The organism is Paludibaculum fermentans (genome assembly GCF_015277775.1).
In the GTDB taxonomy this organism is placed as follows: domain Bacteria; phylum Acidobacteriota; class Terriglobia; order Bryobacterales; family Bryobacteraceae; genus Paludibaculum; species Paludibaculum fermentans.
Map to the genome: position 1 here is coordinate 2,293,197 of NZ_CP063849.1, position 21,286 is coordinate 2,314,482.

The 21,286-nt window shown below is 64.3% G+C and carries 13 protein-coding genes; 6 read left to right on the plus strand and 7 right to left on the minus strand.

Annotated elements, in window-relative coordinates:
- Window positions 1–47 precede the first annotated feature (47 nt).
- Genes IRI77_RS09130 through IRI77_RS09140 form a run of 3 tightly spaced genes read right to left on the minus strand, consistent with a single transcriptional unit; the run spans window position 48 to window position 3,581 of the window.
- On the minus strand, window positions 48–1,406 hold the full coding sequence (locus IRI77_RS09130; protein ID WP_194451762.1) for a sigma-54-dependent transcriptional regulator: 1,359 nt from the start codon (window positions 1,404–1,406) through the stop codon (window positions 48–50).
- 1 nt (window position 1,407) lies between these two features.
- The gene (locus IRI77_RS09135; RefSeq protein WP_194451763.1) at window positions 1,408–1,956 is read right to left on the minus strand and encodes an archaemetzincin family Zn-dependent metalloprotease; all 549 of its coding nucleotides are present in this window, start codon (window positions 1,954–1,956) and stop codon (window positions 1,408–1,410) included.
- Complete coding sequence (locus IRI77_RS09140) at window positions 1,953–3,581, minus strand: sensor histidine kinase (RefSeq protein ID WP_194451764.1); 1,629 nt, start codon at window positions 3,579–3,581, stop codon at window positions 1,953–1,955. Before IRI77_RS09140 ends, IRI77_RS09135 begins: the two co-directional genes overlap by 4 nt.
- Window positions 3,582–3,664: 83 nt before the next feature.
- Between IRI77_RS09140 and IRI77_RS09145 the strand changes: the two genes are divergently transcribed.
- Both IRI77_RS09145 and IRI77_RS09150 read left to right on the plus strand, forming a co-directional pair.
- Entirely contained in the window at window positions 3,665–4,966 is a 1,302-nt protein-coding gene (locus IRI77_RS09145) for an amidohydrolase family protein (RefSeq protein ID WP_194451766.1), read from the plus strand.
- Window positions 4,967–5,071: 105 nt separating this feature from the next.
- The gene (locus IRI77_RS09150; protein ID WP_194451767.1) at window positions 5,072–6,460 is read left to right on the plus strand and encodes a VWA domain-containing protein; all 1,389 of its coding nucleotides are present in this window, start codon (window positions 5,072–5,074) and stop codon (window positions 6,458–6,460) included.
- Window positions 6,461–6,463: 3 nt separating this feature from the next.
- On the opposite strand, the gene IRI77_RS09155 is transcribed toward IRI77_RS09150, so the two are convergent.
- The gene (locus IRI77_RS09155) at window positions 6,464–7,150 is read right to left on the minus strand and encodes a response regulator transcription factor (protein WP_194451768.1); all 687 of its coding nucleotides are present in this window, start codon (window positions 7,148–7,150) and stop codon (window positions 6,464–6,466) included.
- Entirely contained in the window at window positions 7,125–8,675 is a 1,551-nt protein-coding gene (locus tag IRI77_RS09160) for a sensor histidine kinase (RefSeq protein ID WP_407674043.1), read from the minus strand. Before IRI77_RS09160 ends, IRI77_RS09155 begins: the two co-directional genes overlap by 26 nt.
- Window positions 8,676–9,442: 767 nt before the next feature.
- Between IRI77_RS09160 and IRI77_RS09165 the strand changes: the two genes are divergently transcribed.
- Window positions 9,443–11,848, plus strand: a complete 2,406-nt coding sequence (locus tag IRI77_RS09165) for a S8 family peptidase (RefSeq protein ID WP_194451770.1) — start codon at window positions 9,443–9,445, stop codon at window positions 11,846–11,848.
- Window positions 11,849–11,921: 73 nt separating this feature from the next.
- Here the strand turns inward: IRI77_RS09165 and IRI77_RS09170 are convergent, their stop codons facing one another.
- Window positions 11,922–12,635: a hypothetical protein gene (locus IRI77_RS09170; RefSeq protein ID WP_194451771.1), complete on the minus strand. Its 714-nt coding sequence runs from the start codon at window positions 12,633–12,635 to the stop codon at window positions 11,922–11,924.
- A gap of 99 nt (window positions 12,636–12,734) precedes the next feature.
- Here IRI77_RS09170 and IRI77_RS09175 point away from each other — a divergent pair, with 99 nt between their 5' ends.
- The 3 genes from IRI77_RS09175 to IRI77_RS09185 are packed head-to-tail and all read left to right on the plus strand — an operon-like array spanning window position 12,735 to window position 16,344.
- Window positions 12,735–13,484, plus strand: a complete 750-nt coding sequence (locus IRI77_RS09175) for an SDR family NAD(P)-dependent oxidoreductase (RefSeq protein WP_194451772.1) — start codon at window positions 12,735–12,737, stop codon at window positions 13,482–13,484.
- Window positions 13,481–14,227 (plus strand): ABC transporter ATP-binding protein, encoded by a 747-nt coding sequence (locus IRI77_RS09180; RefSeq protein ID WP_194451773.1) that lies wholly within the window; start codon window positions 13,481–13,483, stop codon window positions 14,225–14,227. The genes IRI77_RS09175 and IRI77_RS09180 overlap by 4 nt, the downstream gene beginning before the upstream one ends.
- Entirely contained in the window at window positions 14,224–16,344 is a 2,121-nt protein-coding gene (locus tag IRI77_RS09185) for an ABC transporter permease subunit/CPBP intramembrane protease (RefSeq protein WP_194451774.1), read from the plus strand. Before IRI77_RS09180 ends, IRI77_RS09185 begins: the two co-directional genes overlap by 4 nt.
- On the opposite strand, the gene IRI77_RS09190 is transcribed toward IRI77_RS09185, so the two are convergent.
- A complete protein-coding gene (locus IRI77_RS09190) occupies window positions 16,341–21,215 on the minus strand; it encodes a S8 family serine peptidase (RefSeq protein WP_194451775.1) in 4,875 nt (1,624 codons plus the stop codon). The two genes, IRI77_RS09185 and IRI77_RS09190, sit on opposite strands and share 4 nt — an antisense overlap.
- Window positions 21,216–21,286: the final 71 nt, after the last annotated feature.

Here is a 21,286-nt window from a genome sequence, read left to right on the forward strand (position 1 = left end):
TATCTCCCCCGCTCACTCGCGATCGCGGCTCTGCTCGCGGCGGGGCGCTAGCGCGGGATCTCGTATTTTTTGATTTTCTCGTACATGGTGGAGCGGTCGATGCCCAGGGACGACGCCGCTTCCTTCACGTTGCCTCCGGTGCGCTGCAGGGCGGCCTGGACGGCCTGGCGTTCGAGGTCCTGCAGGGTCATGTTGGCCGGGACGCTCCAGGCCTTGCGCTCCTGCATGGTGCGCATCAGGAAGCCGAAGTCGTCCTCTGTGAGCAATTGACCGCGGCAGGTGACGATGGCGCGCTCGATGGCGTTTTCGAGTTCGCGGACATTGCCGGGCCACTCGTATTCGAGCAGAACTTTCATGGCGCCTTCCGAGATGTCCTGGATGTCCTTGTTCAACTCGGGTGAGAGCCGTTGCACCAGATGGCGCGCCAGCAGGGGCACATCCTCGCGGCGTTCGCGAATGGGCGGGATGCGGATCTCGATGACGTTGAGGCGGTAGTAGAGGTCGTCCCGGAAGCGGCCCTGGCTGACCTCCTCGGCGAGATCCTTGTTGGTGGCGGCGATGACACGGACGTCCACCTTCACCTCCTCCGAACCGCCGAGGCGATAGAAGCGGCGCTCCTGCAGAACGCGCAGAAGGTCGGCCTGGAGCTTGGGCGAGATGTCGCCGATTTCGTCGAGGAAAATGGTGCCGCCGTCGGCCAGTTCGAATTTGCCGCGAGTGCGTGCGCCGGCTCCGGTGAAGGCGCCTTTCTCATAGCCGAAGAGCTCGGATTCCAGCAGCGTCTCGGCCAGCGCCGCGCAACTGACGGAGATGAACGGCTTGTCGGCCCGGTCGCCTGAGTAGTGCACGGCACGGGCGATAAGCTCCTTACCGGTGCCGCTTTCGCCGCGCACCAGTACCGTGCTGCGCAGGCCGGCCACATCCTGCACGAGCTGCAGGATGGCGAGCATGCGGGGGTTCTTGGTGATGATGTCGTGGAAGTCGTACTGGCCGGTGAGGCGCTTGCGCAGAATGGTGTTCTCCAACTGGAGATTCTTCACTTTGATGATGCGGGCCACCACCAGCGAGATCTCTTCCGGATTGCAGGGCTTGACGATATACTCCTGCGCGCCTTCCTTCATGGCGGTGATGGCCGTGTCGACAGTGGCGTAGGCGGTGATGATGATGACGGGCGCTTCCGGGTGGAGCTTGCGGATCTCCATCATGGTCTCGATGCCGTCCATGCCGCCGGGCATTTTCAGGTCGATGAAATAGATGGCGTAGTCGGAAGCGCGGGCGGATTCCACGGCGCGTCGGCCGGACGATGCTGTATCCACGTCATAGCCGTCTTCGCGCAGCCAGGCGGCGAGCGACTCGCACATCACCTCTTCGTCATCCACAACCAGGATCTTCCACACGGCTTTCATGTCAGTCGTACCTCACTTCTTCCAGCCGTTCCTGCAGAACGGGCCAGCAGCCTTCGCAATACCATTCCAATTTCGAGTCCACCTGCGGCAGGTTGATGGACAGGCTCATCGCGCAACGCGTGTCGGGACAGTGGATCAGCCCGAACGTATGGCCGAGCTCGTGCATCGCTTCCTTGCGCGCGCGGCCCAACAACGCGGTTCCGTCCGGTGCCATTCCATAGAATTCCTGCCGCAGCCTGGCGGCCGAGACCACGGCCGCGCGGCCTTTCAACTGCGCCTGTCCGAAGACAAATGTCAGCATCGGGATGAACAGATCGCTCTCGGTGACACCCAGGATGCGCGAGACGCCGGACGGTGCCCGTTCGAGCAGCAGTTTGAGCATCGTCACGGAACTCATCTGGCCTCGCGCGCGGTCGTACCCATCCAGGGGCACGGGCAACTGCATACGGCGCACGACCGGCAATCCAATCCGCTCCTCCACGCATTCGGCGATGGTCCTCATCAGTGACTCCTCGACCTCGCCGAGCGAGGCCAGACACAGGCCGCTCACACGACAGGCTCCGCTGGCGCGGCCGCCGGCTTCACGGCGGATTCCATGGGGATGGTCACCGTGAAGGTCGCGCCCTCGCCCACGGTGCTCTTCACGTCGATCTCGCCGTCGTGCGCCTGTACGATGCCGTAGATCACCGCCAGGCCCAGGCCCACACCCTTGCCTTCGGGCTTCGAAGTGAAGAAGGGATCGAAGATCTTGCTGAGGTTCTCCGGGCTGATGCCTTCGCCGTTGTCCTGCACCAGCATTTCGACGCACTTCTGGTCGGCCGCTACCCTGGTGCGAACCAGCACTTTGCCGCCGCCCTTGCTCTGCGTGGCTTCGGCCGCATTCAGGACCAGGTTGAGCACCACCTGCTGCATCTGCGAGGGGTCGCAGGAGACGGTGGGCAGATCGGCCGGGAGATCGACCTCCACCTCGGTGTCGCAGAGTTTCAGCTTGTGGGCCGCCAAGGTCAGGGTGGAGCGGATGATGCGATTCAGGTCGGCCGGTGTGCGCTGGGGCTTCGAGCGGCGGGAGAAGGCGAGCAAGTCAGAAACGATACGGCCCACGCGCGCGGTTTCGGTGGCCACCTGGCCCAGATACTTGCGGAAATCGGCCAGCCGGTTGGGCGGCACGCCGTCGTCCTTGAGAATGCGCTGCATTAGCATGGCCAGGTTGAGGACGCCGGAGACGGGGTTGTTGATCTCATGGGCGACACTGGCCGCGAGTTGCCCCAGCGAGGCCAGGCGATCGTTGTGGAGCAGTTTCTGCTGAGCCGCCTTCAGCTGCTGGGTGCGGTCCTCCACCTTCTTCTCGAGACTCTGGGTGAACGTGTTGATCTCGTCCATGGCGCCCTGCAGGCGGTCGCGCATCGTGTTGAACGAGGTCACCAGGGCGTCCATCTCTTCGCTGCTGTGGCTGATGCGGATGGGCGTGCCGAGCTCCATCTCGCTGACGGCGTGCGTGCCTTCAATCAATTCACGGATGGGCACGCCCACAAAATAACGGACGAAGAAGAAGATGAAGACGGCGGTGAGGAGGATGGTGATGCCGGTGGTGACGACAGTGTGCTGCGTCATGGCCGCCTCTTCCTGGCGGACGGGATCGAGGCTCAGCGCCACATCCAGGACACCCAGGACCCGGGTGCGCGCGGGGTGAGCGTGGCAGTCGGCCTGGCTGCAGGAGGCTTCGTTGTAGATGGGCGTCACCATGTTGAGCGAGTCGCGCCCGTCGGTGCCGCTGTAGATGCGGACACGGGAAGCGGGCGCCACTTCCACCTTCACCGGCATGGAACCGTGGCAGGCGACGCAGGGTTGCTCGTTCACGGTCATCAACTGCGCGTTGTCGCCCTTTTTGGTGGAGAACATCAGGCGGCCTTCGCGGTTGAACATGCGGATGCGGTCGACACCCTGTTTGGCGGCGATGACGCTCATGATGTCGTAGGCGGCCGAGCGGTGGTCGTCCTTCATGGCGTGCCAGGTGGCGCTGGTGATGCTCTTGGAGAGCTGGTCGGCCCCCAGAATCATCGTTTCCAGGGTGTGCTGATTCTGGACGCGCAGGTACACGACTCCGGCCACGACGTTGATGAGGATCACGATCACTGTCAGGGAGACGATCAACTTGCTCGACAGGCGGCGTGGCATGACAGTTCCATCCTTGAAACGATTACAGAGTTTCACCTCCATTATGCTGCAAACGGAATCCGGCTATACTACGGGCCGATTGTATGCAGCGCCGTACCTTCTTCACCGCCGGCCTGGCGGCCGCATGCCCGGCCATTCTGACGGCCCAGGCAGGCTCGTTTAAAGAGTTGAGCCGGGCCATCGATGCGATGCCGCTGGTAGACTCGCACGAGCATCTGCTGCCGGAATCGGAGCGGTTGGAGTTGAAACCAGACCTGTTCCTGCTGGCTTCGCACTACCTGAACAGCGACATGGTGAGCGCGGGAATGCCTACGCCGACACCGAAAACGTGGGCGGAGTTTGAGCCCTGGTGGCAGGTTTCGCGCTTCACGGGGTACGGGCAGGCGTTGAGCATTGCCATCCGGGACATCTACGGGATCGGTGAGATCAAGGCGGCGACCCTGCCGCGGATCAATTCCGCTATCGCCGAGGCGAACAAACCGGGTTTGTACAAGCGGATTCTGAAGGATCGGATGAAGCTGGATTACGCGGTCCTGGACGACTACTGGCACGGCGATCCGGTGCGGCCGGACGGCGAGTATTTCGTGCTGGCGCGGAAGATGGACTGGTTCTGCTCGGCGGCGAAGGCGGCGGACATCCGGCGCATGGAGGAGGTGACCGGCACCTCGATCCCGGACGTGAAGGGGTTGAAGCGAGCCGTGGAGAAGCGGCTGGACCAGAGCCTGGACGCCGGACTGGTGACGATCAAGAGTACGCTGGCCTACAACCGGCCGCTGCGCTTTGAGGTGGTCCCGGAGGCCGACGCGCAGCGGGATTTCGACCTGTTGATGAAGGAACCGCAGAAGCAGGCTCCGCGGCGACTCTCGGATCACATCTTCCACCATGTGTTGCAGTTGGCCGACGCGCACAAACTGCCGGTACAGATGCATACGGGGCTGCAGGCGGGCAACGGGAACACGCTGGAGAACTCGCGGCCCACGCTTTTGAATAACCTCTTTGGTCTCTATCCAAAGGTAGTTTTCGATCTCTTCCACCTGGGCTGGCCCTGGATGGAGGAGGTGGCGGCCCTGGCGAAGATGTATGCGAATGTGACGGCGGACCTGTGCTGGGTGCATATCATCACGCCCACTGGAGCGCGGCGCGCATTGCACGAATTGATCGACACCGTGCCGCTGAACAAAATCCTGGGCTTCGGCGGCGATTACCGCTATGTGGAGCTCAGCTATGCACATGCGGTGATGGCGCGGCGAAATGTCGCGCAGGTTCTGGCCGAGAAGGTGCAAAGCCGGGAGATGACGGAGGCGGAGGCGCTGAACGCGGCGCGCCTGATCCTGCACGACAATGCCGCCCGGCTCTTTCCGCGGCCCAAGCCCAGGCAGGCCTAGAGCGGCACAAACTGTAACGCAAATCACGCGGAAGACGTACAATTAATGGGTTCGTCCGGGCTTTTGGGGATCCGGGCAGCCGTTGTGTTCTCTGGAGTCACCACAGTGCGCCTGGCAAGTCTTCTGGTCCTATTACTCGCCTGCGCGGCCGCCCAGCCGGCGGACGACGGCAATGTCACCTTCAAGAGCGATGTTTCCCTGGTGCGGGTGGATGCCCAGGTGCTCGACCGCGACGGCCGGGCTGTGACCGGATTGCGCCGGGAGGACTTCGTCCTGACGCAGAACGGCCGGCGGGTGGACGTTCGCAATTTCGCGCGGGAAGAGATGCCGGTGGACGTGATCGTGCTGCTGGACGTCAGCGGCAGCATGCGCTCGCACGTGCAGCGCATGGCCGACGCGGCACACGACGCGCTGCGGGTGCTGGGGCCGGACGACCGGGTGGCCATGATGGTGTTCGACCGGTCATCGCGGGTCCGCCTGCCTTTCCGCAGCAACAAGGACGAAGTGGAGCGCGAGTTCGAGAGCCTGCTGCGCAGCGAAACCTTCAATGGCGGCACGGACATCACGCGGGGCCTGCTGGATGCGGCGAGCTACATGCGCAAGTCGGCTCGCAAGGATGCGCGGCGGGCCATCGTCATCATGACGGACGACCAGACGGAGAAGGACCGCAGTGAAGAGCGGGTGGGCTCGGCGCTGGCCGAAGCCGATACGGTGCTGAGCGCGATTATCGCTCCGGACGCGATGAGCAGCCGTCATGGCGGCTATCCGCAGGGCGGCGGGCAGTATCCTCCCGGCGGCAACCGGCGCGGCAATTCCTGGCCGCGCGGGGGCTCGATTCCGGACATCATCTGGGGTGGCGGCGGCGGACGCATTCCCGGCGGCGGCGGCGGACGGATTCCTGGCGGTGGCGGCATGGGTTCACGAACACAATCGGCGGGCACCTCAGAGATTGCACGGGAATCCGGCGGCGACAGCATGAGCATCTCGGACGCGTCCGCTTTTGAGACAACACTCGCACGCATCCGGCAGCGCTATGCGCTGTATTTCCAACTGCCGCCCGGAACGAGGGCAGGAGAAGACAACCGGATTCAGATCGCGTTGGCGGATTCGGCGCGGTCGCGCTATCCCGGCGCCGATATCCGCTACCGGGGCAACTACCACGCGCCGGCGAATATCGACCCGGCGGCCCAATCCGATGCCACCGTGGTGAGCCAGTCGCAGTCGCCCGCCTCCAACGACGCGCCGGCCGCGAGCAGTGCGCCCTCTGAGCCGGTCCGGCCGCGGCGCCGCGTGGTGCTGGACGACTCGACGGGTCCTCGGGGCCCGAATCCGAATGTCGGCGCTCCGGCGGAAGGAACGAGCACGCCTTCCGTTGCGGAGAAGCCGGCTCAGCCGGCTGCATCGAGCACGGAGAAGAAGGGTTGGCGGAAGGCGAATCCGTCCGACAACCTGCCGGATCCCGAGCCCGCCCCCAGCGTGAAGAAGAAGCAGTAGCGGCTAAGTGGCGAAGCGATAGCCGGAGCCGCGCACGGTGCGGATGTAGCGCGGAAACTGCGGGTTTTCCTCTATCTTCTGGCGCAGCCAGGCCACGTGGACATCCACCGTGCGGGTGGAGATGTCCGACTGGTATTCCCACACGTTCTTGAGCAGTTCCTCGCGGGAGATCACCTTGCCGCGGTGATCGATCAGATAACGGAGCAATTGCAATTCCTTGCCGGCCAGGCTGACGGGCGAGCCATCCTTGAGCAGTTCCGCCTTTTCAAAGTCCACCTGAACGGAGCCAAACTGGAAGCGCAGTACCGCGGGGAAACTCTCCTTGTGGACGCGGCGCAGCAGCGCCTCCACCCGCGCCAGCAGTTCGGAGGGATCGAACGGTTTGGTCAGGTAATCGTCAGCGCCGAGCTTGAGGCCGACCACACGATCGATCACCTGCGATTTTGCCGTGAGCATCAGGATGGCGACGTCTGAGCCTTGCTGCCGCAGTTCGCGGCACACTTCCAGCCCATTCTTCCCAGGGAGCATGATGTCCAGGATCACCAGGTCACACTGGCCTTCCCGGGCTTTGGCGAGACCGGACAGGCCGTCCATCGCCGTGTCCACCTCGTGGCCTTCGGCCGCCAGTAAATCAGAGAGCGTGAGCACCAGGCCCGGCTCGTCTTCAATGAGCAGTATTCGCGAACTCATTCCGTTGGCCGGCAGGAACGGTGGGGAGGTGCAGCACGAATTCCGCGCCAGTGCCCGGCCCGCTCCTTACCGAAACATTCCCTTCATGCGCTTCCGCGATTCTTTTGACCAGGCTGAGGCCCAGTCCCGTTCCATGGATTTGATCGTCGATGGCTTTCTTGCCACGATAGAACGGATCGAAGATCTGGTCGATCTCGTCGGGCGCCACGCCGGCGCCGCGGTCAGCAACCCGGATTTCGACAGTGGCACCGTTCTTGGCGTTGGCCAGAGCCGCTGTCAAGCCGATCCAGCGCCCTTCGGCACCGTACTTGGCGGCGTTTGTCAGCAGATTCTGAATGGCATGTTTCAGCGCGATGGGGTCGCCCAGCACGGGCGGCAGATCCGGGTCGATCGTCTGCTCCAGCACGCAGCCGGACTTGTCGAGAATGGGCGAAGCGGAGGAGACCGCGGCGTCCAGCAGGCTGCGCACATCCACTGCCTCACGTTCACCGATGGCCCGGCCCGCCTTGGCATTGGCGAACCGCAACACCTGCTCCACCATCGCGGTGAGTTTCTCGGCTTCCTCGCGAATCAGGTTACCGTAGCGCTGCACCTGCTTCTCGTCGCGAACCAGTCCGCCACCCAGATTGTGACCCGCCGTGCGAATCACCGTGAGCGGTGTTTTGAGTTCGTGCGAGACGCCGGTGATGAATTCCATCTGCATATTCGCCAACCGCTGGGCACGTTGCGTATAGCGCACCAGCATCGTGATGGCGGCAACCATCAATAGAAGAACACCGGAAGTGACCGCCAGGTTGCGCCAGCGCACCTGATTCACGACCGCTTCCAGGGAACCGGACCTGTGGCGGACCGACATCACCCAGCGGCCCCACTCCGGCGGAGACTCGCGCGGCCCGCCTGAACCGCTCCCCCCGCCAATGCGGCCGCCCGGCCAGGCGACGCCGGACTCCCTCGCCCGGTTCATGGCCGCGCGCCGCATCACCTGCTCAAACTGGACGTCCATCAGGTTCGTGCTGGCGTCGGCCTTGGCGCCGATCCTCGCGGTCTTGTCGCCAGTGGAGCTGAAAATGAGCTGCTCGGGATGATCGCGCAGGGTCACTTCCACCTGGTATTCAGGGGTTGCACTGCCAAAGAGGTGCCGGCTCAACAGCTCAGGGAGAAGCTCCTTTTGCACCGTCTCCAGGTCGAGTTCAATCACGAGCCACTCCAGGCTGAGCCGGAAGAAGTCGTCGCGACGCAGATCACGAAAGTCCGCACGAGGCTCGCCGGGCCGTGGTTCGCGGGACAGGCGAGGCTCGCCAGGCAGGCCCATCTCCCGAGGCTGGCGCGGCCCGGCGGGTCCGCCATTATTGGGAAACCGGACTCTCGGGAGCTCGACCACCGCGGATTCCGCGCTGCTGCCGGCCCAGAACGGCCGACGGCCGCCGAACTCCGAGCGATTCAACTGGGACTCGAGGCGGGCGCGCAGGGAGGACCACTCAGCGGGCCATTCGACTGCACGGAACGTGCCGTCTTCCATGTCCATTTCCCGCAACTTCAAGGTTGCACCGGCGGGCGTGGCCACCAGGATGCGCCGGAACAGGTGCGGGTGGCGAGTCGATTCGCGCCAGTGCGCATAGCGCGCGGCATAGTCCTGCTCGCGCTGGCCGGGTTCCATGGGATCGCCCGAGACGAGGGCCGAACACGCAGTCTGCAGCTCGGAGTTGAAGTCCTGGCTCACGCGGCGAAGCCCGGTGCCGAGGCTCTCTTTCAGCCTGGCCCGCTCGGCATAACTGACCTGCGAGATCCAGTCAAACTGAAGCCAGCCCAGCACGCCCAACAGCGCCGCCAACAGGCCCACGAAGAGCCACGACAGCAGCGCCTGCCGCTTGTTCTTGTGCAGGTCCATCATAAAGATACAGCCTAGCCGAGGACCGTCTCTCCCTTGAGGATAGCGAATCCCCACAGGAGTGCCCCTCATTGGCAGGTAAATCCTAAATCAAGATTGTTAAGGACATCAAGCAGCGCCTGGTGTGCGGGGGCTGCGTCGCGGGGGCGTGTAACGCAGTCAACCTCTCTCGCATCAGAGCATTATGGCGGTTCTGGTGCGGCGCGGCGGCATGAGTGGGGGCGTTTGCATATCTTTACCTCAAAACTGAGACGCAAACGGCGCGGCTCGCGTCACAAGTTGCAGCCGGCAACCCGGAGCGGCCTTTTGGGTTCAATCCTTTGAAATCCAAACAGGCCGGTTGAAGGCAACCGCGCATTTGGCCGATGTATTCCTAAAGTCCCAAGCGAAGATCCACAAAAACCATGAAACGGAACTCGATTCTCCTGGCCGTCTGGCTGGCACTGGCCCCAGGGCTGTTCGCGGAAGTACTCCCCGGCCGCTATATCGTTGAACTCACTACGGAACCGGTGACCGACCACATGACCAGGGTCCGGGGCCGGCGCGCCGATCTACGCGGTACAGAGGCAGAGGCGCACCGCACGCGAGTACGTGGTGAACAGACCGCAATGCGGGGCAATATTGAACGGCGTTCCGGCATCGTGCTGGATTCCGTGAATACGGTTGCCAACGCGATGTTCGTCCAGGCGGACGCAGCCACGGCGGCGCAGCTCGCCCAGATGCCTGGAGTGAAGCGCGTGGTTCCGGTAAGGATGCTGCACCGCGTGCTCGATCGCGCCGTGCTGCTGCACAAGGTCAGCGATGTCTGGAGTCAGTTCGGCGAAAGCAATGCCGGCGCGGGCATAAAGATCGGCATCATCGACACCGGCATCGAGATCACCCATCCCGCTTTCCAGGACAGTTCCCTGACGGTGCCGGATTCGTTTCCTCGCGCCAACACGGTCTTCGACCTGAACTACACGAACAACAAGGTTATCGTCGCGCGCAGCTATGTGAATCTCCTGCAATACCGCGATGTCGACTACACCCCGCGCGACCATGTGGGCCACGGCACGGCTCTGGCCACCATCGCCGCGGGTGTACGCTCACAGGGCCCGCTGGCCACGATCCAGGGCGTCGCGCCTAAGGCATTCCTCGGTGTTTATAAGGTCTTTGGAACACCTGGCTACAACGATTACGCCTCCGACGATGCCATCATCAAGGCCTTTGACGATGCCGTCGCCGACGGGATGGATGTCATCAGCCTCAGCGTCGGGGACGACTTTGCCCCACGCCTGTCAGAGGATCTTGATGTGGCGGCGGTGGAGCGCGCCACGCAGGCCGGTGTCATTGTGGTCATCGCCGCGGGCAACAATGGCCCGGGCCTGAACACGATCGGATCTCCAGCCACCGCTCCTTCCGCGATCTCAGTAGGCGCAACGACCAACGACCGTACGTTCGCCTCCAGCGTCGAAGTCTCGGGCCTCAGCTCGTACGTGGCCTACAACGGCTACACAACGGCCGGGTCGACGCCTGTGACGGGAACCCTGGTGGATGTCGCCACGCTTGACGGCAATGGCCTGGGCTGCTCTGCGTTCCAATCCGGCAGCCTGAGCGGCAAGATCGCCCTGATCCAGCGCGGAGATTGTTACTTTGAAGACAAGCTGAACAACGCCCGGAATGCAGGCGCCGCGGGAGCGCTTGTCTATATGCGCGACACGGCTCCAGACCCCATCTACATGAGCGTTGGCGCGGCCACCCTGCCGGCCCAGGCTGTCAGCTATGGCGATGGAGTGGCGATCAAACAGGCGCTCGCCGGCCAGGCCGGTCTCTCCGGCACGATGCACTTCGATGTCGGCAGCGTGCCCATCACGGCAAACCGCCTGACCGACTTCAGCGCGGCCGGGCCCAGCGTGGACGGCGGCATCAAACCGGAGATCGTGGCTGTCGGCAGCAACTTCTACACAGGCACGCAGACGCTGGATAACTACGGTGACATGTACGATTCCAGCGGCTACATCCTGGTGGACGGCACCAGCTTCTCCACTCCGTTTGTGGCCGGCACGGCGGCCCTTCTCAAGAGCCTGCATCCCGGGCTGACGGTGGACCAGTACCGGTCGATGATCATCAATAACGGAGCGGCGGCCTCCAACATGACCGGCGGAGCGGCGGGCGTCCAGCAGGCGGGCGGCGGATTGGTGGATGCCAGCGCGGCCGTGAATACGGCCGTCACCGCGTATCCCGCCACATTGCCGCTGGGTACGGGCGGCAGCGAGGTCCAACTGGGCCGCACGCTCACGCTGACCAACATCAGCGGCAGCAAGGACACCTTCACGCTGGCGGCCGACGGTGGCAGCGACCAGTTCCAGGCATCGATCGCGACGCCAACGGTGGAAGTCGAGGCGGGCGCTTCCACGGATGTCACCGTGGCATGGAACGGCTCGGGCATGACGGCCGGCGCCTATCAGGGCGCGATCACGATCACATCGAACAATACGGGCAAGACCTCGCGGGTGCCGTATTGGTTTGATTCCTCGACGGGCGCCCCGGCCAGCATGAACATCATGTACAGCGCGGGCAGCGTGAGCCGGAATCGCACCACGACGGTGTACTTCCGGGTGCTGGATGCCGCGGGCACGGCGTTGAGCTCGGCAAATCCTGCAATTTCCACTATTTCCGGCGGCGGCGCCACAGGCCGGGTGGTCAACTACGACTCCGACTGGCCAGGCATGTTCGCGGTCACGGTGCGTGCTGGGTTCAATCCCGGGGACAACGTGTTCCGGCTACAGGCCGGCGACATCACCCTGGATTTCACAATCACGGGAAACTAGACCTGAAGTGGAGAAGGCCGGCAGGGGTGGCTGCACCCATCCTGCCGGCCTTTTCCATTTGGAGCGGGAGTGTCTAGTCGAGAGCGGCGATCTCGCCTGGCAGGATCCGACGCGTGCGTGGCAACAAGCCCCTGACGCTCATCCAGCCCACCAGTGCCAACACACTGACAAACGTAACCAGTTCAATCACATCGGAGGTGTGGTTGCGGGGCAGGATCTTCCACAGAATACCCACGGTCGGCTGCGCGATGCACATGGCCCAGACCGTGCCGTAGAAGTACCGGCGCTCGTGCCCTTCCCCGGCTGTGGAGGGCTTCACACGCGGCAACTGGCCGAGCGCGCCGAGAATCCACACGGGGATGACCACGGGGAAGTACCCGTACCAGTAGATCTGCTTCATCATCCACTTGCCGGTCGTGACCGCCACCACCAGGCCGACCAGGTTCAGCAGCCCGTAACTGATGGCGGCGCCCCAGGCGAATGTATAGCAAATTCGGCGGTAGAGCGGGTTCGGCCGGTCTTCCGTAAAGCGAATGATATACGGAGCGGGTTCCGAGCCGGGCAGGCGGCCTCGCAAGCCGGCGATGCCGGTCCCAACCAGAACGGCCGCCAGCCACCAAACCATATTCCCGCCGAAGCCTTCGGCGAACAGCTTGAACGTCACCGGTCCGGGGATCAGGAAGAAAACAAAGATCCAGATGGGCCAATGGTTGACCCGGTAGTACGTCTTGTTGCGCGTACGGATCTTTCTCTCGGTATCGTATTCGATCTTTACCTGCGGATTCATTGCGAATAGATTAGTGTGGCATACCCGTACCCGCTGGCGACACATCCCGGTACCCGGGACGGTGCCGTAAGCCCCTGATTCCCGCTACAATCGTCCTTCATGCGGCTCGAACTCAATGGCGCCAAAGCGCTGGTCACCGGCGGCAGTAACGGGATAGGTTTTGCGATTACGGAAGCACTCCGATCCTGCGGAGCGGAGGTCACGGTGGCCGACCTGGAATCTTCGCCCCCCGTCGACGTCTCTGACGCGGAATCTCTGGCTCAGGTCTTTGATTCGCAAGGACCTTTCGACATCGTCGTGGCGAACGCGGGCGCGGTCACCGTGGCTCCGCTCGACCAGACCACCACCGAGCAGTGGAACCGCCTGCTCGCCATCAATCTTTCGGGCGCCTTCCACACCATCCAACTGGCGGCGCGCCAGATGAAACCGCGGCGGCAGGGCACGATTGTCCTCACCGCTTCGACCAATTCGTATGACGGCGAGCCTGACCTGATCGCCTACAACGCCACCAAGGCGGGGCTGCTGGGACTGCTGCACACAGCGGCGGGCGAGTTGGGTCCCTACGGGATCCGCATCAATGCGGTCTGCCCCGGACTCATCCGCACCCGTCTGACCGAGTCGCACTTCGCCCAGCCCCAGGTATTGAAAGACTACTTCCGGCACATCCCGCTGGGCCGGGGCGGCTTGCCCGCCGAAGTGGCCAACGCGGTGGCCTTCCTCGCCTCGCCGTTAGCCTCGTTTATCACTGGTACGACCTTGCTGGTGGACGGCGGGCAGATGGCCACGAAATTCGGGACCTGGAACGAGTCCTTCGCCCGATTTGAAACCGATCATTGGGAAGTCAAATGAATCAGACCATGCGGGCGGAGGGGCTGACCAAGTCCTTCGGCCAGGTGCACGCCGCCGATCGCGTCAGCCTATCGGTTGCCGCGGGGGAAGTTGTTGGTTTGCTAGGACCCAACGGCGCGGGCAAGACCACCATCCTGCGTATGATCGCCGGCATCCTTACACCCGACGCCGGCGAGGTTTTCATTAACGGAATCGACGTCGCGCGCGACCCGCTGGCCACCAAGTCGAAGATCGGTTTCCATTCAGGCGACACGCAGCTCTACCAGCGGCTGAATCCGCGCGAGGCGCTGGAGTATTTCGGGCGCCTGTACGGAATGAACGAGCGGGCGCTGCACCACCGCATCGAGGAACTGGTCGAGCAGCTCGAAATGGGTTCCTTTGCGTCCCGTCCCTGCGGCACCCTCTCCTCGGGCCAGAAGCAGCGCGCCAACATCGCGCGGGCGTTTCTCCACGAGCCGGACCTCTTGATCCTGGACGAACCCACCAACGCCCTGGATGTCGTCAGCGGCCAGTTCATCGTCGAAGCGATCCGCCGCGAAAAGGCGGCGGGCCGGGCGGTCATCTTCTCCACCCACATCATGGGCGAAGCCGAGTACCTCTGCGACCGCATTTCGCTGTTGCACCAGGGACGCATTGTAGACGAAGGTACGGTGCCCGAGTTGCTGGAACGCTCGGGTTGCCCGAACCTGACTGACGCCTTTCTGAAGAACATCGGCGCACGCCGCAACGGAGGGGCCGCATGAGACCCGGCACGGTATTCACCATCTACCGCAAAGAGCTGCGCGAGGCCTTGCGCGACCGCCGCACGATCTTCATGATGATCGGCCTGCCCATCCTGCTTTACCCGCTCCTGATGATCGGGCTCAGCCGGCTGCAGGAAGGCCAGGAAGCGGCCCAGGCGGCCCGCGCTTCTCGTGTGGCGGTGTGGGGTACCCTGCCGCTGGACGCGCAGGAGCGCATGCTGAAGTCGGGCAAGATCGAACTCTTGCCCTGGGCGGGAGCCACCGACATGGTGCGCGCCGGCCTGGAGATGGATCAGCTCAAGCCACCGCCCAGCCCGCCCATCGACCTGGACGGCGACGACAAGCCGCCCGTGCCGAAGAAGATGCCCGACGCCGTGTGGGCCAAGGCCGCCCAACAGGCGATCCTCGACCGCAAGGCGGACGCCATTCTCATCGCCTGGCCTAATTTCGGCGTGAGGCTCCAACGCGGGGACATGGCCGTCGCCAGCATTCTCTTCGACTCAGTCCGCCCCGATTCGCGCAAGGCGCGCGACCGCATCAGTGACCACCTGCGGCAATACCGCCTGGACCTGTTGGCCGTCAGGGAGACGCAGAACAAACTGCCGGCCGGTTTCGCCACCGGGATCGAGATCCAAAACACGAACGTAGCCAGTGAGCAGCGCAAGTCCGGCATGCTCGTGGGCATGTTGCTGCCCTACATGCTGATCCTCTTCTCGGCGATGAGCGGCTTCTATGCGGCGATCGACATGACCGCCGGAGAGAAAGAGCGCGGCACCATGCAGACCCTGCTGTGCGCGCCGGTCGAGTCGCTGGAGATCATCGGCGGCAAGTTCCTGGCGGTGTGGAGCATCGCCATGATCGCCACCGTCGTCAACCTGCTCAGCCTCTCGCTGACGTTCACCCGGCTCAAGCTGATCCCGGGCATGCAGACCAGCGTGCCGGCCTCCTCCTACCTGATCGCCTTCGTGATGCTGGTGCCCATCTCCCTGATGATCAACGCGGTGTTTCTGGCTGTCGGCGCCTTTGCCAAGGACTTCAAGGATGGCCAGAACTTCCTGACCCCGATCCTGATGAGCCTGCTGGTGCCGCTGGTCGCCACCATGACGCCCGGCATCGAGTTGAACGGCTATCTCGCCTTTGTGCCCGTGGTGAACATCGCGCTGCTGATCAAGGGCGTGTTTCTGGGTGAGTGGGCGGCCGATACGCTGTTCCTGGTCATGCTCAGCTCGCTGTGCTATGCCTCCATCGCGCTGGTCTTCGCCGCTCACATCTTCGAACGCAATTCCCTGCTGCTGGGCGGCAAGGAGCACTTTTCCGGCGTCTTCGATTTCTCGCGCCACCCGGGCGCCCGGCCCACGCCCGCCGTCTCGATGCTGGTGTTTGCCGTCGCCTTGGTCATGGCCTTCTACGGCAGCCTGAGCCTGACGAAGTACGGGTTGCCCACCGTGCTGATCGTGATGCAGTTCGGCTTCTTCCTGCTGCCTTGCCTGGCGCTGGTGCGGCTGAAGGGCTACGACTTCGTCGAGACGTTCTCCCTGCGCATGCCGTCGCTGCGCGCCATCGCCGCTTGCGTGCTCATCGGCCTGTCGGCCTGGACGGTCGCCGGCGGCCTGCTGGTGCGCCTGCTGCCCCCGCCCGAGTCCCTGCAGAAGGCCATGGAACGCCTGCTGCTGCTGGATGACAAACCGGCGCCGTTGTGGCAGGCCCTGGTGCTGGTGGGCCTCATTCCCGCGCTGTGCGAGGAGGCCCTGTTCCGAGGCCTCATCCTGAGCGGCTTCCGCCGTCTCGGCATGTGGCCCGCGATCCTGGCCACGGGCCTTCTGTTCGGCCTGGCGCATGCTTCCATCTACCGTCTGCTGCCGACCTTTGCGCTGGGTGTCGCCTTCGGGTACGCCGTGTGGAAGACGCGGTCGCTGGCGGCGGGCATCATCTGCCACGCCCTCAACAACGGGCTGATGGCTGTGCTCGCCCGATCAAAGAACATCATCGAGGAACTCGGCCTGGGCGGCTCGAAATACGTCCCCTGGACCATCATCGGCGCGGGCTGCGTCGTGATGGTCCTGGGACTTTGGCTGCTGTCGCAGGAGCGGGCTCCGCAAGCCACCGAAACGGCTTAAGGAGTCAGCGTGACAGTTGCCGTTTTGATGACAGAGCCGTAACTCGCCGTCAGGGTCACGGGCGTGGAGGCGGCGACGGCGGAGGTCGTCACCGACAGGCTGGCGCTGGTGGCGCCGGCCGGCACCAACAGGGTCGCGGGCAGCGGGACCGCGGGATTGGACGAAGCCAGGGAGATCGCCACGCCACCGGCGGCGGCCGGGCCATCAAGAGTGAGACCCACGGTAATCTTGGTGCCCCCTTTCGCCGAGACCGGGGCGACGCTAAACGTGCTCAGGTCAGTCGGCTTCACGGTCACGTTGACCGTTTTGCTCACACCTCCATAGCTTGCCGTAATGACCGCCACGTCGTTGGACGTGACCCAGTTGGTGGCGATGCTGAAGTAAGCGGAACTTGTCGCGCCGGCCGGAACCGTCACGGTGGCTGGCGGCGTGGCCGAGGGGCTCGACGATTGAACGGTTACGCTCGCTCCGCCTGGAGGCGCGGGCCCGTCCAGGGTCACGACGCCGGCGGTAATCACCTTGCCGCCCGAGATCGTTGTGGGTGTGATGGAGAGACCGGCCAGGGCCGTTGGCTTGACCGTAACCACGACGGTCTTGCTTGCCCCTCCCAGGGTTGCCGTCAGGGTCACGGAGACCGTCGTGCTCACCGCGCTGGTGGGCAGGCTGAAATTGCCAGACGTGGTGGCGCCCGCGGGTATGGTGAACGTGGGCGGCGGCGTCACGGACGGATCGGAAGAGGCCAGCGTGATCACGGCCCCGCCCGGACCGGCCGGGCCATCCAACGTCAAGCTGGCGGCGGTGAACGGCTTTCCACCGCTCAGCGTAGCCGGCGCCACGCTAAATCCGGATAACGCAGGGGGCTTGACCGTGACGATCACCGATTTCGAAATACCGGCATAGGTAGCCGTGACGGTCGCCGGCGTGTTGCTGGCTACCCACACGGTGTTGATGGTGAAGTTGCCGGAGGAAGTGGCGCCCGCCGGCACAAGGACGGTAGACGGCGGAACGACCGACGGAACCGTGGACGTCAGCGCGATGGTGGCGCCTGAGGGACCGGCCGGCCCGTCCAGCGACAGGCTAGCCGTCGTAATCGGCTTGCCCCCGGTGATGAGCACCGGGCTGATTGTGAGAGTATTCAGGGCCGGCGGTTTGATTGTCAGCGCCACGGCTTTCGAAACTCCACTGTAGGTGGCGGTGACCGTCACCGCCGTCAGGACAGAGACATTGCTCGTGGGCATCGAGAAGGCAGCGGAAGCCGTCGCACCGGCCGGAACAGTGACTGAGGCGGGCGGGGTGACTGAGGGATCGGAGGAAACCAGGGTGACCACGGCCCCAGCCGGACCAGCGGGTCCGTCCAGCGTGACAGTGGCGCTGGTGATCGGCTTTCCGCCGGAGACTGAGAGCGGGCTGGCTGAGAACGTCAGCAGTGCGGCGGGTTTCACCGTCAAGGCCGCGGTTTTCGAGTTCCCATCCAGCGTCGCCGTCAGCGTAACGGAAGTCGAGGCCGAGACATAGCTCGTCGGAACCGTGAAGTTGCCGGACGTGGTCGCACCAGCGGGCACGGTCACTGTGGCGGGCGGCTTCACGGATGGATCCGTGGACGACAAGGTGACAACGGCGCCGGTGGGACCGGCCGGCCCATCCAGGGTGACGGTTGAAGTGATCGGCTTGCCGCCCGTGAGTGTCGTGGGACTGGCGGTGAGTGTCAGCAGGGCGGAGGGCTTCACATTGACGGTGGCCGTCTTGGTCACACCGCCAGCCACTGCCGTGATCGTCACGGAGACCGGTGCGGCGACCGTGCTGGTGGGAATCTGGAAGTAGCCGGAAGTCGTGGTGCCCGCGGGTACGGTGATGGTGGCGGGCGGGGTCACCGCCGGGTCAGAGGAGGCCAGCGTCACGGCGAGGCCGCCAACCGGAGCGGGGCCGGTGATTGTGACCAGCGCGTTGGTGATCGGCTTGCCGCCCGCGATCGTGGCCGCAAGCGAGAACGCGCTCAGGGCCGGAGGCGTCACAGTGATCGTCACTGTCTTCGAGCCTCCAGCGTAAGTAGCAGTGAGGACCGCCTGGGTCGTCACGCTGACGATGGAAGTGGTGATGGGGATGTTGGCGGAGACTGTTGCGCCGGCCGGAATGGTCACCGTGGCGGGCAATTGCACCGAGGGGTCAGAGGAGGACAGTTGCACCACCGCGCCGCCGGCCGGAGCCGGGCTGTCCAACTTCACGCTGGCGCTGGACAGCGCCTTGCCGCCTGCCGTGGTTAACGGAGCGGCCGTAAAGCTGATCAAGCTGGTCGGATTCACCGTGAGGGTGGCCGTCTTGGAGGCGGTGCCATAGGTGGCAGTGATGATTACCTGGACTGGTGCGGCCAGCGCGGTGGTCGTGATGCTGAAGTAGTCGGAAAGGAGCGCACCGGCCGCAACATTGACCGTGGGCGGCACGGTGACCCCGGGCGTGTTGCTGGCCAGGGTGAGGACCGCTCCACCAGGGGGAGCCGCGACGTTCAGTTGCGCGCGATTGGCGGTGGTTGTCGCCCCTCCGCCTACTGTCGTGGGCGAGAGGTAGAGGGCGGAAACAAGGTAAGGCACCACGGTGAGATTGGCGGTCTTGGTGACACCGCCCAGGGTGGCGCTGATGGTGGCCAGGGTGTTCACGGCAACCGCCGAGGTGGTGATCGTAAACGGGTTGGAGATCGTGGCGCCCGCCGGCACCGTCACGGTCGCCGGAGGCATGGCCGCCTGCTGCTTGTTGCTGGTAAGCGTGACAACCGCACCGCCTGATCCGGCCGGAGCGGAGAGCGTGATCGTGTTTGCGGCGCTGGCGCCGCCACCGCCGATCGTCGTCGGAGAAAGCGTCAACCCGCTGACCGTGGCGGTGGAGGTCAGTTGGATATTCAGCGGGGTAGCCACCCCGTCGGCGACCACCACATCGTTGACGGTGAGCGGCAGATTATTCAGGGCGCTGACTACGACCGTATAGGTACCGGCCGGCAGCGCCAGCGTAGTGTAGCTGCCGTTCGCGGCCGTGGAGGCGCCGCCTGAGTCTGTCGTGTTGTAAGCAGTGACCTGTGCCCCGGAAACGGCGGCGGCGCTGGTGTTGGTGACGATTCCGGTGATGGTGCCGAGGGCCGGCATGTCGAAATCAACCGTGGTGGTGGCCCCACTGGCCACCGCGGCACCGGCCGAGATTCGCGTCGAGCGGCCGACGGCGCTGATGCGCAGGTCGTAAGTGCCGGCGATGACGGTCAGGGTGTAGAGCCCATTGGCGTCGGTGACCGTCGCCTGGCGGACCAGGCCGCCGCTGAGCGCCTGGATGACCACGTTGCGCAGCGGCGTGGCGCCGTCGCGAATGGTGCCCGAGAAAACCCCTGTCGAAACCCCAAGTTCCAGGCGGACATGCGTGTCGGCGCCGGGCGGAATCACAACGGTTTGGGAACGGGCCGGGTAGCCCCCGCCCGAAGCGGTGAACGTGTAGGTGGCCGGCGGTACGTTCGCAAACCGGAACAGGCCGTTGGCGTCGGTGCTCCCGTTCAGCCCGCCCATGCCGATGGCGGCGCTGCTGATGGCGTTCCCCACCGGATCGACGACCTGGCCCACCAGCCCGCCGCCGCCCTTGGACGGCAGAATCCCGCTCAGCGCGCTGTAGGCGTTAATCCGGCCGAAGCCCATGTAGACATCCCACAGCCCGTTCGCGGTGGTCGTATCCGCCGCCATTTCAATGCGCTGCACAACGGCATCGACCGAGAGATTCGGGGTGGCAGCCAGGATCAGGGCAGCCAGGGCCGACACATTCGGCGTCGCCATGGAGGTGCCGCTCAGCGTGGCATACCCGCCGTTCAAATAGGTGGAGTAGATGCTGACTCCGGGCGCCATGACGTCCAAACCGAAACCGAAGTTGGAGAAACTGGCACGCGCGTCGGCTGAATCCGTGGCGCCGATGCCCATGGCGTAGTTGGCGTCGCCGGGGTAGAAGAGGACGGAACTGTTCGAGTTTCCAGCCGCGGCCACCACCAGGGCATCGTGATTCCAGGCGTAATTGACGGCGTCCTGCAGGGCTTGCGAGTAGCCGGTGCCGCCCAGGCTCATCGAGATGACGCGCGCGCCGGCGTCCGCTGCCGCCGTGATCGCCTGCGCAATCGTGAAGTCGTTGCCATTGCCCTGGTAGTTCAGAACCTTGAAGATGACCAGTTCAGCCGGAAAGCCGAGAGAGGCCACACCAGTGCCGTTATTCGTGGCGGATGCGACGGTTCCGGCCACGTGGGTCCCGTGTCCATGGTCGTCCTGCCAGGGGCAGGCGGCGCCGACCGCCGTGGTGGCCACAAACGCCTGGCTGAGCGCCCAGTTGAACTGTCCGCCGCTGCCGATATCGGTGCCCGTTCCGCCGCTGTTGATGAAATCGGGATGGGTGCAATTGCCGCCGGTGTCCAGAATGGCGACCCTGACCCGGGTCCCGAAGGCGCCCGCGGCCGGGAACCGGCCGGGATAGATGCTCCACGCGGCGGTCGCCTGCATCTTGCTGAGCCACCATTGTGTTGCGAAGGAGGTGTCGTCCGGGGTGATGCCGGAGGCGGTGCGGATACGGTTCGGCTCAGCGTACTCGACTTCATTGAGCGCGGCCAACTGTTGGAGAATGACGTCCCGGACCGCCGAGGGCACCTTCAAAAGGTACAGGTTGAGGTTGCTTTGGGCGGCGGCGACGGAAACGGTGTTATTGAAACCGGCCAGCACCGTGGAGATCACTCCATTCGGTTTGAGCCGGATCACCACCTCGTCTGGGGTCAAAACGTCATCCGGACCGGGCGCGATCAGCTTCCCGCCCCACAGAGACACCGATAGCAGCGAAGCTGCAGCCAAAACACGAACCGGATTCCTCATTTACCCCCTCCAGAGCAGCTGAGAGCCTGCCAAAGCTCAATCGAGCCAATGGCACGATTATGACACTGTTG